Consider the following 16,572-nt stretch of genomic DNA (forward strand, 5'->3'; position numbering starts at 1 on the left):
TCAATAATCGTTTTATCTCTTTTTGGAAATGTTCAACAACTTTTTTCATGACCTTCTTTGTTCGACGAGAATAGATGCCATAGTGACGAATCATTTTAAATTGGTCATCGGGAATATGACGAATCAATCGTCCAATAAAATCCTCTACAGAAAGTTCTTCTATCTTCCACTCGCCATCACGCTTATCTTGATAAGCAAAGGCCACAAGCTCTCCATCATACATTTTTATGCGATGTAAGGCGATTGGTCCTCGCTTCATATACCGACCAATGTAGCTTAGAGTAGCTTTTACATCTGTTCGACTTTGATTTGGCGCATGGATGTAGAATCCGTCCGGATTATTTTTGAAGGCAGCTTGAAGCAAGGGTTGCACTTTCGCTTTCGCTCGTTGCGACAATGTGCGTCGAATCAATTTTAAAACCACTGTCTGCCAAACCTTGCGTAATTTTACAAAGGGTAAAAAATTATACTCTTCCCATTTCCCATCTTTTGTAATGCCACCCATCGTTACTAAAAGATGGACATGCGGATTGAATTCTAACTTTGATCCGAAGGTATGCAAAGCGACGATAGCTCCAGCTTCTTGTTTACGAAAACAGTTTGTGACAACCTTAGCGGCTTCATCCATCAATCCCTTTAACAAAGTTTCTCGATACTGATGATGCGCGAAAATCGGACGCAACCCTTCATCTATTGTTAGGATGACATGTCTATGCATGGTGTGATACATATCGTTTGCTTGAACCTCTGCCCACTTTTGTGCTTCACCAACCGCACAGGTTGGACAAAACTTTCCCTTGCATCGAATAGGGAATCTCTGCACGTTAGGACAAGCTTCGCACTTAAACACGCGAAAACCATTCAATAAATCGCCACAGTGCAAAAACTTTTCTACCTCTCTAATAACGATTGGCCGAATCTTTTTCTTATGTTTCTTTTTGAATCTTTCCCAATTGTGATTATCAAGGAAGATTGCTTTTAGTTGATCCATATGAATACGAAGTTTATCTTTCATATAATCAAACCTTTACCGTTTAATATAGTTTCACTGTACCCAAACTATCCTTGTCACGTCAACTCTTATCCACATTAAAATCTTATACTTTCCTATACGAAAAAAAAAACAAGACCAAGGATAAATATCCAAGATCTTGTTTTGTTTATAGTTAAAGGTTATTAAGCTTTTTCTACGTTTGCTGCTTGTGGTCCACGGTTTCCTTCTTCGATGTCGAAAGTAACTGCTTGTCCTTCGTCTAAAGATTTGAATCCTTCAGATTGAATAGCTGAGAAGTGTACGAATACGTCGTCTCCACCTTCACGCTCGATAAATCCAAAACCTTTTTCTGCGTTAAACCATTTTACTGTACCTTGTTCCATAATTAAATATCCTCCTCGTGCTTTTTGCACATTTTATTTACATTATTGCCAGAAAGCCGATTCGGAATATACTATATACCTCGTTCAGTAATCTCTTACAACATGTTAATAGAAGTATACCACGTAGAAATGAAAATACAAGCCCTTTTTAAATAAATACAGATTTTGTGACTATTTTATGACCATTGCTAGATATTTTGCTCCCAAAACTTTATATATCAGAGCAGACTCAAAAAGTAGTGAAGTGTTCCATTTTCAATCAGTATGTATAGACCTAATGGAATAAATACAAGCGGGATTATAATATGTTCATATTTTTCAATCGTTTCTGAAACACTCGGGATAGACGATAGGCGTTCACTGAGCTCTCATAACACTATGATACTCACTGTAAAAACAAGTAACTCTAAAACAATATGTATCAGAAGAAAAAATATGGAATATAAATACTCAGGTTATCTCCACCTGATGCAATGGTTAGTAAAGTAACAGTCCAAAACAAACGATTAGACCCTCTCTCTTCTAGCTTATGGATAATTTCTTCTTCCTCTTCGTCTTCTTCTCCAATGATTGCAAAACGAATACCTAAATAAATAGGAATGAATCCAAGAAGTCCGATCATCCATTGTTCCGGTAAAAAATTGACAAAATAGACAGCTACTAAACTAGCACCTACTAGTATACCTGTTCCTAAGAATTGCCCTGTATAAATTTGTCCTTTCTGTGTGCCATAATTTTTTTGAGCAAACAGAATAATTAAAATAAATAAATAATCAATACTCGTGGATACAAACACTCCAGCCGCTGATACAATCGTTCTAATCATAAGATCCTCCATCAAAAGATACCTGGAATCTTTCACTTTTTAATAATACTAACATCTCTTCCCTCTTTCTCTCATTTAAAAGACGAGTCTGTTTCGCCCGGTTTCTTTAGCTTTATATAATTTCTCATCCGCATTCGTCATGAGCTCATCCACAGATGATGCTGTTTCCGAGTAATGACAAATACCAATAGAAATAGTCAAGTTCAGCTCTTTAAGCTCATCGATTTTAAAGCCATGATGCTGTACGGCTAGTCGACATCTTTCCAGTGAATAAAGCACATCCTCTAGAGGAGCATTCGGAAAGATTGCTGTAAACTCTTCTCCCCCTTTTCTGAATACAAAAGTCTCATCATCTATTGTTTCTTCCAGTATTCTTGCAACTTCCATTAGCACAATATCACCTGCGTCATGACCATGTTTATCGTTGACACGTTTAAAGAAATCAATATCTATCATGCCAATAGCTAAGGGTGTTTTTTTCGTTTTATATTTTTTCGTATAATAGTCTAGCATTTGATAAAACTTTCTCACATTACTTAGTCCTGTCAAATAATCAATGGTGGATTCGGCTTCATATTTTCTAAGTAGTAATTCTGCCGTTCTTAGGTAGTTCATGATAAACAGTGCAAACAATCCGCCTGCCATAGCTACAATCCAGAAGAAAATAAGAAGCGTCACAAGCTCAACGGTTATTGACGTTACTTGTATAAAGAAAATCGTATAGAGTGTTGTTGCATATATAACCATAATGCTTCCTTTTAAGTACATCGATTCATGTTTTCGGGTTGCGTGCTTTATGACGTATAAACCAATTACTAAAACAGTTAATACAAAAACAGATAAGTAAGATGTCAGCGACACACCGATTATAAATCGAGCGGCCGCTATTAATACTGCACTGACAATGGCGGCCTTATCATTTATGAAAAGAAAAATGAGTATGATAGGAATGTACCTAAAATCTATCCGTGTTCCCTGATCTAAAACGATGGAGAAGTTCATTAAGAAATACCCCATTAGCCCGCCAGATAATCCGTCATAGAGATATAGTATAAAAGCTGTTGGGTTGGAGTGAAGTAACTCTCTCCTCACATTAATATAAATAAAAATAAGCGAAATTAATAAGCTCCGTTAATAATTAAATCATTTAACACGGATATCCTCCTTGGTTTACGCCTCGTCCATAAATTTCACACCTGCTATGGTTGTTCCTAATCGACTGTTGGTCCATCTAATTTCACCTTTTCTATTTATCAAGTTTTCAGAGGGGACTTCTATTTTTATACTCTCTCCTTTATTCAAACGCGTTTTTGTTTTAATCTGTGCTCCACTTTCATGGATGTCTACTATTGAAGCAGAATAATTTAAACGATTGTGTTCGATTATTCCATCTACCTGAATTTTATCACGAATTAATAAACGTCTCTGAGAAAGAGGTATTTTTTTAGAACTGCGGATAAAGTTTGCGACTACACGCATAAGTCCCGCTTGTAATAATCTTTTTCCCCTATAGCACTATCTGGATCAGCATAAATGTTCTCAATGATTTTTTTATAGCCTGCAATTGAAAGGTCCATAAAACGGACGCCGATTTCTACTTTGCCGTTAGATGTTTCATTTACCCATCTTGGTTCACATTCAATCAGCGTTTCATCAAATAATTCTAAATAAAATGATTCCTGGTTTTTATTTGAAAATAAGGATGGGTCTAAAGCAATTCGGGCTCCTTTTTCACTAATATCAAGAACCGTGGCAGGGAGTTTAGAATCACCGATTACTTGGGCATCGAAAGTAAAGCCATATCGTTCAGCCATTCTATAACGTGGACGCTCAAAAAAGATCAGAAGAACGATAACCAGTCCCACTAAATTGAAACCCATCCAGAACAGGTTTATATACAGACTGTTTACTTCTAAGCCAATGATATCTGGTCTTATAAAAGCCAAGACACCTCTAAAGATACCGATGACAGATAATAGAATGAGCAGAATATGGAACCAACTGGACTTCCATAGAAAATAGCGTGAGTTTGTATAGACTCCCTTCCGAGTGACATTAAATTTAAACTCTTTCTTGAAAAATAACTCTGAAATCATCGCCCAAGCCATAGATGGAGCTAAGGCAATATCATATATATGACTCCATAAGACTGTTCTTTTTTTCCCAGATATAAGGTGAGCAAAGACTTGAGAGGATAAAAAAGCAGGAAACCAGAAAAATAGTAAGTCCTCCAATTGAGCTTGTAAAACGAACACTCCAAAAACTAAGTAAAGGATGGGAGCCAGTAGAAATATCAATTTGTACAGTCCAAAAAACCAGTAATGTACCCCATCTAGATACAATAACTTTTGAATCCCATTCAATCCTTTTAATTTTAAAGGATTATATTTCCGCATGACTTGTACATTGCCTCTCCCCCACCGATCTCGTTATTTCAGCAAATTTCTGTATGTTTCTGGAACTAATCCGACTGCCAGCACCTTGTTAACAAATACTGTTTCCCATCCATTTGCCTGTATTAACATGCCGGTTGCCATATCTTCTGTAATGACGCCTGTTGCAAAACCGCCAATTTCTTCCAACGTTTGTCGTCTGAACAAGGCGTTACTTCCGATATACATCGTTGCATTGAAGCGATCTTTAGCTTCTTCAATAAGCCTCATGAAAAAATCCTGTTAATTGTTAATTCTATCTCCGGCAAATAGATTATATTGAAAAGAATCTTCATTATAAAAAGCTTGAGGGGCTTGAACAAATCCCGTTTTCTCATCTGCAAAATAACCTAGGGTTTCTTTTAGTAAATGTGAGCGGGGAACCATATCGGCATCCATTGTCACAATGATTTCTCCACTTGAATGAGAAATAGCATGATTTAAATTGCCTGCCTTCGCAAGCTTATTGTCGGGACGAGTCATGTGCTCAACATTCAGTTCCTCACATAACCGCCTCACGTCTTCTCTTCTTCCGTCATCACAAACGAAAATGGTCATTTTCTCTTTTGGGTAATCCATTAATTGAGTTGCCACAATGGTTCGACGCAATAAGTCTACCGATTCGTTATAAGTCGCAATAAAGACATCCACTTCTGGGTATTCCTTTAAAGCACTTAACGGAACAGATTGTCTTTTACTCTTTTTCCAAAATAAGAGACTTGTCACACTGTTTTGAAAAAAGCCTGCCCATTCTGTTAAGAGTAAAGCGAGCCCGGCAAACAGACTCATCCAGCCCATTGTCGGTAGCGTATACACCAATCGCCAAAGTAAGTAGACTACTTGTAAAACTAAAAATAGACTAATGGTTAGTTTCCGAAGAAATGGGCGTTTCAGTCCAAATAAATAACAGACAAACAAAGTACTGGATACGATGATAAGATAAGCCAATTGTGATGGGTTCATAGCAAGTCCTCTTTTCTTTACATCCTCAGTTAAATGGTATCTACTCTATTTTATCATTACCACTCCTTCAAATATAGTTAAAACCCCTATAGAGAGTGGTGAAGATTCTTTCACACACTGCTTTATAGGGTTTAATTTGAATTCTTCTCGTTAAAAAGTGAGAATGCCCACAAATTGTAAGAAATAGGTCAAAACCATCAGAATAGGAATAGACAGAACGGTTCGGAATAAGAAAAGTTTGGTCACGTCCCACATATTGAATCCAATTTTGGATTTTACAAGCACCATACCGGTTTCTGACATAAAAACCAATTGAGTAAATGCGAGCACGCCTATAAAAAAGCGAGAAGCTTCCGATGGAGATTCCGTTATAAACAGAGCAGGTAAATACATATCTGCAAAGCCAGCAATAGATGCAGGAGCCATTAGTTGAGCGACTTCTCTTGTATAACCTAAGAAATCATAGACATAAACCAAGGGAGCACTTAAGAAATCAAAAAATACAGTGTATTCAGCTATGATTAAAGAAATAGTTCCTACTGCCATGATAATGGGCAGAAATCCGACATAGATATTGACAATATTCACTACCGCTTCTCTTAAAGCTTCCAAAATTTTAACTGAACCGGCTTGTTCAATAGCTGACTCATAGGCGAAGGCAATCGTTAACTTGCCTTTTGGTTTTACAGCTTTTTTAGGTGATTTATTTTCATAATAAGTGGGAGGAAACTTTTTCAATGGCAAGCGAGCAGTAATGAATGCCAGAATTAACGTAACAAACAAAATACTGCCATAAAAAATAGGAAAGATTTGTCCGAATTGTAATTCCTCAGCCACAGCAGCTGCAAATGCAATACCTACTACCGAGAAACTAGATGCAATAATGTAGGCTTCCCTTTTGTTATAATAACCTCTTTGGTATTGGTTATCTGTAACGACAATTCCAATCGTTCCATCTCCAACAAATGAAGCTATCGCATCAATTGTAGAATAACCTGGAACTTTAAAGACTTTTTCCATTAAGGGACCTAGAATAATGCCTATGAATTCAACAATTCCAAAGTGAGTCAGTAAGGGCAAGGCCAGGATCCCGATGAAAAAAGTAATATATAAAGTGGTCAGAAGACCCGTTCCTCCTGCCATCAATCCCCCAGTATCCGGACTTATTACAATTTGTCCCAAACGAGTTTGCTCAAACCATCCATTGAGGACCATTAAATATAAAAAAGAACCTAGAATTCTTAATACGACATTTATAGGTGTCGTTTTAAACGTTTTATTTAAAAATTTACTGCTGGAAGTGTAGAACAGAAAAAGAATGGTAGCTATTAAAACAATCCAGGCTGATACTTCAGTAAAGAGTATGAATCCATCCAGAATATGAGTCGTTATAAAGTTGGTTATATGGGAAATCATAATACTGCTTTCCCCATTTATAGTAAAGGGTACAAGAAAAAACACGAACCCTATGATTGAAAGAATAATAAATTTTAATTTTTCCGTCATTTCATTGCCTCCTATTTTTCAACTTTATTAGATTAGCATATCTAAGAAGATAACACAAGACGAATATACCTATTTTATTCTTTTAATTAATTAATAATGTATAAATAATCTTTTTATGTTTTAAAACGGGCATATATACCATGCTCTATATACATTTTCTGAAGATACGACTCCTTCTAGAATACTCACTCTTATGCCCTAAACTATATGACTGAGATAACAGGTGAAAGATAAACCAGCTATTTAAAAAACATCTTCATCATTCATTTAATATTAATTGTATACAAAAAAACACAGGATCTACATAAACGTAAATCCTGTGCGTGAATTTTTCATTTTAATGATGCTAGCCATCACTTATTTATTCTCAGTGACTCTCTATCTAATCACTGAACTGACTTTGATACAATTGGCTATAAAATCCTTCTTTTTTCAACAATTCTCTATGATTCCCCTGTTCGACTATCATTCCGTTATCCATAACTAATATACGATCGGCATCTTGAATAGTAGACAGTCGATGAGCTATGACAAAACTGGTTCGCCCTTCCATTAAGCGATCCATCGCTTTTTGAATGAGAATTTCTAAACGTGTATCAACAGAACTGGTTGCTTCATCTAAAATCAGTATTTTAGGATCTGAAAGGAGAGCACGCGCTATCGTTAACAGTTGTTTTTGTCCTTGAGATATATTAGATGATTCCTGATTCATCACACTATCATAGCCACCAGGAAGAGTTCGGATATAGTGATCGACATTCGCCACTTTTGCCGCATCAATAATGTCTTGATCAGTGGCCTCTAAATTTCCAAAACGCAAATTCTCTTTAATCGATCCTTCAAACAACCAAGTGTCTTGTAAAACCATCCCAAACTGAGAACGGTACTCCTGCCGAGAAAGAGAACGAATATCTTTGCCATCCACTGTAATCTTTCCTTTGTCTACATCGTAAAAACGCATTAGCAGATTAATCAGAGTCGTCTTCCCTGCTCCCGTTGGCCCCACTATAGCGATAGTTTCACCCTGACTTACGTCTATATCAAAGTGTTGAATTAAAGGTTGATCTGGATTATAACTGAAAGAGACCTGATCAAACGATACTTCTCCTGTGACAGTCCCTTCAAAGTGTGCACTGTATTCTTGAACTTCGTCTTCTTCATCCAATAACTCAAATACACGGCTAATAGAAGAAGAGGCACTTTGAATTAAACCCGACAATTGAGAGAGCATTTGCATGGGTTGATTAATCTGCCAGACATATTGAGTAAAAGCCTGTAAGTTACCTATAGTCAAACGCCCAGCTAAGGTGAGTAACCCACCGAATAAAGCAATAACCATATACGCGGCATGAGCCACAAACGTAATGAGAGGACGTATTAAGCCCGAAATGAAGCTGGCTTTGAATCCAACTTGATTCAGTCTTTCTGTTATCGTACGAAATTCTTCGCTTGACTGATATTCTCTCCCGTATAATTTTATTTCACTGAATCCTGTTAGGTTTTCCTGCACAAATCCGTTCATTCTTCCAAGAACATCGGCTTGTTCTTTAAAATGCTCCTGGGATTTATTCATAATGATTTTAGCAATTGCACCTGAAAGGGGGATAACCACCACCATCACTAATGCAAACTGCCATTGTATCCAAAGCATCATGATGATAACAAAAATCAATTGCAACACAGCATTAAAGACTTGAAGTAAAGATACCTGAAAAGCATTGGAGATTGTATCTACATCATTGGTAATTCTGTTTAATATGTTCCCAAACTGATGGCCATCAAAATAAGATACTGGAAGGCGATTCATTTTTGAAGTAATGTCTTTACGCAAATCAAAGGTCATGTTCTGTACAGCTTCAGTCATATAATAGTTTGAGCCAAACCCTGATACTTGATTGACAAGCCCTCGAATGAAATAAATGGCAACAACAGTATAAATATAGGAGTAATTTAATCCTGCTCCTGGTACACCATTTATCATATCCAACACATTCGATGCTATCTCAGTAATAATGAGACCAAAGATAAAGGGCTCCAGTACATTGGTTATAACTTGAAGAGAAACAAGGAATAATGAAAATAGTAAACGCCCTCTATAGTTTTCAAAGTAAGGCCAAATTAACTTAAAGCTTTCAATGATAGAGCCATTTCTATTAGGTGTTTTAATAATCATTAAGATCCCCCTGTTCTTCTTTTAATTGGGATGCCGCAATCGCTTGGTAGATGTCATTAGTAGCCATCAATTCATCATGCGTGCCACGGCCTTTTATTTCTCCTTCTTCAAGGACAATGATTTGATCAGCATTTCTAATGCTCGAAATACGCTGAGCAACTATAATAACAGTTGATTCCTTTGTTATTTCACTCAGCCGACGTCTGACTTCAGCATCTGTTTTATAATCTAACGCTGAAAAACTATCATCGAAAATATAAATGTCTGGTTGCTTGACGATGGCTCGGGTAATCGACAGACGTTGTTTTTGTCCGCCGGATAAATTACTGCCACCTTCACTTAAATAGGAATGATACTTTTTGTTCATCCGTTCAATAAAATCTCGGGCTTGAGCCACATCTGATGCGCTAGTTAATTCATCATCAGTCGCATCATCTTTCCCAAACCGAAGATTTTTCCCAATCGTCCCAGTAAAAAGAAGAGCCCGTTGGGATATAAACCCTATTTTACTTCTTAGGGCATCTAAGTCATAATCTCTCACATCTACGCCATCAATGATAATCTTCCCAAAAGTCACATCAAAGAACCGAGGAATTAACTGAACAAGGGTTGATTTTCCACTCCCTGTACTTCCAATGAATGCAATAATTTCTCCAGGTTTTGCTTTGAAATTAATATTATAAAGGACTGGATTTTCAGTTTCTCCTGGATAAGCAAAAGAAACTTCATCAAACTCAATATAGCCATGAGTGCGTGTCTCTTTTATGGCACCTGGTTTACTTGTAATAGAAATCGGCATATCGTGTATTTCTTTAAGTCGTTTTGCAGAAACATTGGCACGCGGATACATCATAAATATTTGCGAAAACATTAAGACTGAAAACAGAGCATGGAAAGCATACTCGACAAAAGCAACTAATGTGCCCACTTGCATAGTACCTGAGTTGATCGGTTCGAGAGCAAAGACAAAGATAAGCGAAACAACCAGAATCATTATGTGATTAAATAATGGCATCGCAGAGCCCATAAGCTTATGTAAAGACTGGGCTGTATTCATATAGTCCCCATTTACAGTAGCGAATTTGTCTTCCTGATATTTTTCTCGCGCAAATGCGCGAATTACCCGTAAGCCTGTCAAATTTTCTCGAGAATAGGTATTTAACCGATCTAATAGTTTTTGCATTCTATGGGATAAAGGACCCGATGTTTTTGCAATCCAGTAAATCACAACTAGAATCATGGGGAAAGCAGTCAGGAGAATCCACGACAAGGAAGGATTCGTTGAAATAATCAAGATAATACTTCCGATAAACATGAGGGGTGTATAAAATCCGATTCGCAGAACCATTTCTACAAACTGGAGAATGACAAAGGCATCGTTCGTTATGCGTGTCACAGCCGATGATACCCCGATTTTTTCATATTCTTCATGCGAAAATTCATTTATTTTGTCGTATAAATCATTTCGCATGTCTTTGGTCGTTTCATTAGTCAGGCGACTGGACGCATAAGTTAATACGATGTTTCCTAACAAACCGAACACGATTAAAATTCCCATTAAAGAAATTAGAAAATAAAGACGCTGAGTATCTTGGCTGACCAATACATCGTCTATAATTTGTGCCAGTATAGTGGGTAGACCTAGATTCACTAAAACAAAACATATTGCTCCAAATAAGTTTAAAGCCAGTAATTTATTATGTTTTCTAACATAACTCCATACATATAACACTGAAGAACCTCCTTCTATAAAAAAACAAAACCACTGCACAGACAGTGGTCAATAAGCATTATTAAATTTTAGCACTTCAAACAAGTAAGTCAAGGAAGATTTTGTGCTTTTTGTTTTTCTATTTAAACTTTATATATTGAGTTTTTCTCTACTAGTCATTTCTTTACTATGAAGAGCAAAAAATAATTTCATATACAAAATAAACTTGGGTATACGGTAGATAGGATGGCTTTAAACTCGTCTATCAAATGGACTATTCAATCCATCCTTTGCTTTAAAATTCCTTTTGTAGTTTCTTGATCGTTTGGTATTCCGCTTCATACCTCGTTTGCGTGACATCAACTCTCTTTCCACTTCGTCCAACTTTTTTAAGGCAGCGTTCTCCGTTTCCAAGTATTCATTACGAGCTTTTAAAGCCGCCATTTCCGCGCGCAATTTCTCTTCAGTAGTCTGAATGGTGTCCGGCTTTCCACGTCCGCGTCCATCAATGAGTCCGTCAGGACCATGTTTTTGGTACTTTTGCACCCATGAATAGACGTTATTGTAAGACACTTGATATTTTTCAGCCGTATCTTTATAAGACAAACGATTGGCTAAACAAGCTTTGACAATCTCAATCTTTTCTTCTTGTGATTTTTTCTGACCTTTCATCGTATACACCTCGGGTTTTGGAGTATAACTCCTAATTTCTTCCCCTTTAGTATACTTCATTATCCAGTTGCTGACAGTTGAATGAGCAGGAATATTATATTTACGAGCTAATTGTTTGATAGGAATGCCTTCAATAATGTGTTCATTAATTACAGTCTTTTTAAAGTCTTTAGTATAATGGTTGTTTTTCAACCTTGACTGAATACCTTTAAGACCGTTGGCCTGATATCTCAAGACTTTTTGGCCAAAGACCGATTCACTCAGTATCAGCCCGTAATCATCACATAATTCCTTATAACTTTTCCTATTACTTAAATACATTTCAATGTACCTTTCAAGTTCTTCAATGGTATGTTTACTGTTTGAACGCATAAAAACTCCCCCTAAAGTAGTTTTACTTTTTACAGTGTCTACTTTAGGGGGAGCATATCAAGCGGTCAGCCAAGTCTTTTTTTAGCTTTATTTCTTTTTAAACAGATACTTTATCTTCTCTTTCAGCCATAAGGTGATTGGCTTCAAATTCGTCGAGTAACACTCGTACTTCATCAGTGGTTTCAGTATCCATCAGTTTATTTCTTAAATCAGCTGCTCCTCGCATATCACGGATATAAATTTTGAAAAATCTTCTGAGCGGTTTAAATGATCGCCCATCTGCTACAGAGTACTGATCAAACAAATCCAAATGCATTCGGAGCAAGCCGAGCATCTCTTCACTTGTGTGTTCTCTGGCTTCTTTTTCAAATGCGAATGGATTAGTGAACACACCACGTCCTATCATGATGCCATCCACTCCATATTTTTCTACTAGTTCCATTCCTGTTTTTCTATCAGGAATGTCTCCATTTATAGTCAGCAGTGTTTCTGGAGCAATTTCATCCCTCAACTTTACAATTTCTGGAATAAGTTCCCAATGAGCATCAAACTTACTCATTTCTGCTCGTGTACGTAAATGAATGGACAAATTGACTATATCTTGTTTAAGTAAATGAGTCAGCCATTCACGCCACTCATCTAACTCAACGTAACCTAATCGCGTTTTGACACTAACAGGTAAACCGCCAGCTTTTGCTGCCTCAATGATTTCTGCTGCAACTTCTGGCCGACGAATTAAGCCGCTCCCTTTTCCTTTAGCCGCTACATTGTGTACGGGACATCCCATGTTGATATCTATTCCTTTAAAGCCTTCTTCAGCCATTCCAATGCTCATTTCACGAAAATACTTAGGTTCGTCTCCCCATATATGAGCTACAATGGGCTGTTCATCTGCTGTAAAGGTTAGTCGTCCTCTCACACTGTCTCGTCCATCAGGATGACAATAACTCACTGTGTTCGTAAACTCAGTGAAAAACACATCCGGTCTGCCTGCTTCGCTTATCACATGTCTGAATACAACATCTGTTACATCTTCCATCGGAGCTAAGATGAAAAATGGTTTAGGTAATTCCTTCCAAAAGTTTTCTTTCATAATTAAAAATCCTTTCAATAGTCAGGTGTCATTGAATTATTTATATAAGTTCTTGGTACCAGAACATATTTTATCATACTGAACTTCTTAATAGTAAGTTTTACTAACTATTCAACTTTATCTATTTTATAGAATCTCTTTGTTTTGTCAACACTTGCTTAACAAACGACATTATTTATTCACTAACCCTTAAAAGCCATAACAATAAAAGACTTCCTAATCAAACTTGAGGCCACTGAAAAAGTGACTAAAAATTTGAATTTGAAAATCCGGAAAATTCTTTCTCCCACTTTCGTAGGTGAAACCATTGATAATAAGCATAGTTCCCACCACTTTATCAGCTAAAATTAACTCTTTTTTGGGAATGAGTTTTTATAGGATTTTCATTTTCGGGAAAATCGGACTTTTTCAGTGGCCTCATCAAACTTAAGGAAGTCTTTATAAGAATATATTAAGTTAAGTCAATTTCAAACAGTAGAGGGGTATGATCTTGACGAGGTCCAGAATCAATCATTTCAGATTTCAATACTTTATCCGCTAAGCGGTCACTCACTAACCAGTAATCAATTCTCCATCCTGAATTGTTTACTTTACTTGTTCTAGCTCGCTGATTCCACCAAGAGTAAATTCCTGTAACATCCCCATGAAGATAACGGAATGTATCAGTAAAGCCTCTATCCAGCAACTGAGTAAACCCTTCACGCTCTTCATCGGTAAAACCGGCTGACAGGCGATTGCTGTTAGGATTAGCCAAGTCAATTTCTTTATGCGCCACATTAAAGTCTCCTGTTGCAATAACGGGTTTCTTTTCATCTAGAGAAGATAAATAATCCGCATATTTCTTATCCCATTCTTGTCTTTTTTCTAATCGAACCAGACCTGAACCGGCATTCGGTGTGTAGACTTGAGTTAAGTAAAAATCGTCAAATTCAAGCGTTATGATACGTCCCTCAGAATCCATCGTGTCTGGCGCATCGATTTCCGGAAACGTGACAATAGGATTTAAGTGGCTTTTATATAAAAACATGGTCCCAGAATAACTTTTTCTGGCCGGTTCTTCTGATAATCTCCAAACAACTTCATAATCTGGAAACTTTTCATTTAAACTATCCATATGTTTTTTGGATGGACCCGTTCGGGGTAATTTTGTTTCTTGAATCGCAATAACATCGGCATCATAAGATCTGACCGTATCCAGTGTATCCCGTGTTAATAAGGCACGAGCTGAATCACTGGTTAAAGCGGCATTTAATGAGTCAATATTCCATGAAATAAATCTCACTGTCATTCTCCTTTGTGTCTTATAAGTTTTCTCTACCTACAAGATTACCATTAATAACAGTGAATCGAAACTGTTTTTGTCTGATTAGATGTTACTTACTGTTTTCATTTTCTTCCTGTGGGTATACCAAGCCCATTTGACGACGGCATTCATCCAATAAGGACATGACCTCTATGGTACTTTGGGCTGAAATCTTTTCTCCTTCCTTTCTTACCTGCACGGATTTCTTTAGCTACATTTAGAAAATTGCTCACCATACAGTAACACATCGAGTTCAAACACTTCTTCAAACTCATCTGTTTTCAGTATCGCTTTCTTTGCTGCATAAAAATGTGGAACAGATATAGAGCCTTTGGTTCCTTTTATTTCAAAATAATGGCCGTTATCACGAATCATCGACACATGCATCCGTGCTTTAAAATCTGGATAGGTAAAAACAATGTCTTCTTCATGATCGACTTCATACATCACCGCATCACACTTTATGGATTCCGGCATACCGAAGAGTTCATAACAATATCTGATATTATACACACCTAAATCCATTAATGCCCCGCCCAACATGTCTCTTTTAGTCAATCGAGGATTGTCTGTGTGGTCTAATAACGGTACGGCAAAAGCGCTGTCTACAGAGACAATATCACCGATTTTGCCTGACTGAATCCATTCTTTGACTTTCAATGCTGTTTCATTATGCCAGGTCCACATCGCTTCGGATACATACACATTTTGTTCTTTGGCGAAATCAAAAATCTCTTCTGTTTCTTTAGCATTAAAGGTAAAAGGTTTCTCCCAAAGCACTGTTTTTTTAAGCTCTAGGGCTAGTCTGGTGAAATAAGAATGCTGATCTCCATTGACATTGACGTAAACACCCTCCACACCTGCTGCCTTAATCGCTTCTTCAGGTGTGTCATAAACGACTCCCCCGTATTTCTTCACAAAATCCTCTGCTTTTGAGCGTGTTCTATTCCATACCGCGACAATTTTATTATCTTCCGTTTGCACTAATTCACTGGCTGTTCCGTGAGCGATGCCCCCAGCTCCAATGTAAGCCCACCCAAATTTATTCATTTCATATCCTCCACTTAATTAAAATTACAATCCATAGTCTCATTTATAATGTTTATCTAAACAAAAAGATATTCAATACAGTAGATTATCACTATTTTTTGACATTATTTGATTTGCTTCAAAGACAACATACGCTATCTATAAGCAAATAGAAATTGATGTGATAATCTTTCTATGATATATTCCTCTTGAGGAGGTGACAGGTCTATGAAATCAGATAACCGATTACATAAGATTTTTAGAGTTTTAATCGTTTCTATACTAGTCTTTTTAGCAGGTAGAGGTTTATTCATTGCCGTAGTCATAGAAAATATACTTATATCTCTAGGAATTATAGCCATTACCTTTATAGTTTTTACCTTTATTAAAGTTTTTTATAATAGTGTCAAAAAAGACAGTTCAAACTCATAGGTATTTAATACAGATGCCTATTAATTAATGGCTGTTCATGGAAAACATTTACTCAATGAATGAAAAGTCCTATTATATTTCCTTAGTACCTTTTACTTTCTTGTTCCTGTTTGGGGAATGATGTATTTGGAAAGCTCGACTCCTTCGTGTTCGAGTAGTATTATTTTCTTATCAATCCCCCCGGAATAGCCGGTTAAGCTTCCGTTAGAACCAACGACTCGATGGCATGGAATGATAATACATAAAGGGTTATGCCCGACTGCCCCACCTACAGCCTGCGCAGACATGGTCTCTTTTCCTAGTCTTTTAGCAACCTCTTTTGCAATTTCACCATAGGTTTGGACTTTTCCATAAGGAATTTCAGATATAATACTCCACACCAATTTTCTGAAGGATCCCCCTTCTGGATTAAGGGGTAAGTTTGAGCTATCACTCTTTTCTCCTGCGAAATAATCATCCAACCAATATGTAGCTGTTTTGAGTATCGGATGATTATCCGTTTCTTTCATCTCTTTAGGCATCATTTTTTCTTTGTACATTTGTTTTTCATACCATAAGCCAATGAGACTATGGTCATTTGCGACTAAAAGTAGCTTTCCTAAGGGCGAGTTATAACTCAAGTTTTGCAGTTGAATATCCAGGTTTAACCCTTGCGGTTATTGAAACTTCTTATAAAAAATTAT

Annotated in this window: 14 protein-coding genes and 2 pseudogenes; 1 reads left to right on the top strand and 15 read right to left on the bottom strand. The window is 36.9% G+C overall.

Annotated elements, in window-relative coordinates:
* The 14 genes and pseudogenes from ABDZ53_RS06630 to ABDZ53_RS06695 all read right to left on the bottom strand — a co-directional run.
* The coding region (locus ABDZ53_RS06630; protein ID WP_343754852.1) for an IS91 family transposase at positions 1–1,015 on the bottom strand (1,015 nt) is incomplete at its 3' end.
* 161 nt (positions 1,016–1,176) lie between these two features.
* A complete protein-coding gene (locus ABDZ53_RS06635; protein ID WP_343754854.1) occupies positions 1,177–1,377 on the bottom strand; it encodes a cold-shock protein in 201 nt (66 codons plus the stop codon).
* A gap of 218 nt (positions 1,378–1,595) precedes the next feature.
* Positions 1,596–2,203 (bottom strand): annotated as a pseudogene (locus ABDZ53_RS06640) (CadD family cadmium resistance transporter).
* A gap of 75 nt (positions 2,204–2,278) precedes the next feature.
* A complete protein-coding gene (locus ABDZ53_RS06645; protein ID WP_343754859.1) occupies positions 2,279–3,220 on the bottom strand; it encodes a GGDEF domain-containing protein in 942 nt (313 codons plus the stop codon).
* 153 nt (positions 3,221–3,373) lie between these two features.
* Positions 3,374–3,682, bottom strand: a complete 309-nt coding sequence (locus ABDZ53_RS06650) for a PilZ domain-containing protein (RefSeq protein WP_343754863.1) — start codon at positions 3,680–3,682, stop codon at positions 3,374–3,376.
* Entirely contained in the window at positions 3,673–4,599 is a 927-nt protein-coding gene (locus tag ABDZ53_RS06655) for a PilZ domain-containing protein (RefSeq protein ID WP_343754865.1), read from the bottom strand. The genes ABDZ53_RS06650 and ABDZ53_RS06655 overlap by 10 nt, the downstream gene beginning before the upstream one ends.
* 33 nt (positions 4,600–4,632) lie before the next feature.
* Positions 4,633–5,598 (bottom strand): annotated as a pseudogene (locus ABDZ53_RS06660) (glycosyltransferase family 2 protein).
* Between the two features lie 150 nt (positions 5,599–5,748).
* The gene (locus ABDZ53_RS06665; protein ID WP_343754867.1) at positions 5,749–7,104 is read right to left on the bottom strand and encodes a YjiH family protein; all 1,356 of its coding nucleotides are present in this window, start codon (positions 7,102–7,104) and stop codon (positions 5,749–5,751) included.
* 382 nt (positions 7,105–7,486) lie between these two features.
* Complete coding sequence (locus ABDZ53_RS06670) at positions 7,487–9,277, bottom strand: ABC transporter ATP-binding protein (RefSeq protein WP_343754869.1); 1,791 nt, start codon at positions 9,275–9,277, stop codon at positions 7,487–7,489.
* Positions 9,267–11,009, bottom strand: coding sequence for an ABC transporter ATP-binding protein (locus tag ABDZ53_RS06675; RefSeq protein ID WP_343754871.1), 1,743 nt, complete (start codon positions 11,007–11,009; stop codon positions 9,267–9,269). Before ABDZ53_RS06675 ends, ABDZ53_RS06670 begins: the two co-directional genes overlap by 11 nt.
* A 231-nt stretch (positions 11,010–11,240) precedes the next feature.
* The gene (locus ABDZ53_RS06680; protein WP_343754873.1) at positions 11,241–12,032 is read right to left on the bottom strand and encodes a helix-turn-helix domain-containing protein; all 792 of its coding nucleotides are present in this window, start codon (positions 12,030–12,032) and stop codon (positions 11,241–11,243) included.
* Positions 12,033–12,129: 97 nt separating this feature from the next.
* Complete coding sequence (locus tag ABDZ53_RS06685; RefSeq protein ID WP_343754875.1) at positions 12,130–13,125, bottom strand: tRNA dihydrouridine synthase; 996 nt, start codon at positions 13,123–13,125, stop codon at positions 12,130–12,132.
* Between the two features lie 451 nt (positions 13,126–13,576).
* Complete coding sequence (locus ABDZ53_RS06690; protein WP_343754876.1) at positions 13,577–14,407, bottom strand: exodeoxyribonuclease III; 831 nt, start codon at positions 14,405–14,407, stop codon at positions 13,577–13,579.
* 228 nt (positions 14,408–14,635) lie between these two features.
* Complete coding sequence (locus tag ABDZ53_RS06695) at positions 14,636–15,478, bottom strand: Gfo/Idh/MocA family protein (protein ID WP_343754877.1); 843 nt, start codon at positions 15,476–15,478, stop codon at positions 14,636–14,638.
* Positions 15,479–15,685: 207 nt separating this feature from the next.
* On the opposite strand from ABDZ53_RS06695, the gene ABDZ53_RS06700 reads away from it, so the two are divergent.
* On the top strand, positions 15,686–15,889 hold the full coding sequence (locus tag ABDZ53_RS06700) for a hypothetical protein (RefSeq protein WP_343754879.1): 204 nt from the start codon (positions 15,686–15,688) through the stop codon (positions 15,887–15,889).
* 92 nt (positions 15,890–15,981) lie between these two features.
* Here the strand turns inward: ABDZ53_RS06700 and ABDZ53_RS06705 are convergent, their stop codons facing one another.
* On the bottom strand, positions 15,982–16,524 hold the full coding sequence (locus tag ABDZ53_RS06705) for a methylated-DNA--[protein]-cysteine S-methyltransferase (RefSeq protein ID WP_343754881.1): 543 nt from the start codon (positions 16,522–16,524) through the stop codon (positions 15,982–15,984).
* Positions 16,525–16,572 lie beyond the last annotated feature (48 nt).

The sequence above is a fragment of the Alkalibacterium iburiense genome (assembly GCF_039521845.1).
In the GTDB taxonomy this organism is placed as follows: domain Bacteria; phylum Bacillota; class Bacilli; order Lactobacillales; family Carnobacteriaceae_A; genus Alkalibacterium; species Alkalibacterium iburiense.

What these genes read in the sequence shown, in the direction of transcription:
- ABDZ53_RS06635 (WP_343754854.1), bottom strand. Translation starts at nt 1,377, where the DNA reads ATGGAACAAGGTACAGTAAAATGGTTTAACGCAGAAAAAGGTTTTGGA.
- ABDZ53_RS06645 (WP_343754859.1), bottom strand. Translation starts at nt 3,220, where the DNA reads ATGGGGTATTTCTTAATGAACTTCTCCATCGTTTTAGATCAGGGAACA.
- ABDZ53_RS06650 (WP_343754863.1), bottom strand. Translation starts at nt 3,682, where the DNA reads ATGCGTGTAGTCGCAAACTTTATCCGCAGTTCTAAAAAAATACCTCTT.
- ABDZ53_RS06655 (WP_343754865.1), bottom strand. Translation starts at nt 4,599, where the DNA reads ATGCGGAAATATAATCCTTTAAAATTAAAAGGATTGAATGGGATTCAA.
- ABDZ53_RS06665 (WP_343754867.1), bottom strand. Translation starts at nt 7,104, where the DNA reads ATGACGGAAAAATTAAAATTTATTATTCTTTCAATCATAGGGTTCGTG.
- ABDZ53_RS06670 (WP_343754869.1), bottom strand. Translation starts at nt 9,277, where the DNA reads ATGATTATTAAAACACCTAATAGAAATGGCTCTATCATTGAAAGCTTT.
- ABDZ53_RS06680 (WP_343754873.1), bottom strand. Translation starts at nt 12,032, where the DNA reads ATGCGTTCAAACAGTAAACATACCATTGAAGAACTTGAAAGGTACATT.
- ABDZ53_RS06685 (WP_343754875.1), bottom strand. Translation starts at nt 13,125, where the DNA reads ATGAAAGAAAACTTTTGGAAGGAATTACCTAAACCATTTTTCATCTTA.
- ABDZ53_RS06695 (WP_343754877.1), bottom strand. Translation starts at nt 15,478, where the DNA reads ATGAATAAATTTGGGTGGGCTTACATTGGAGCTGGGGGCATCGCTCAC.
- ABDZ53_RS06700 (WP_343754879.1), top strand. Translation starts at nt 15,686, where the DNA reads ATGAAATCAGATAACCGATTACATAAGATTTTTAGAGTTTTAATCGTT.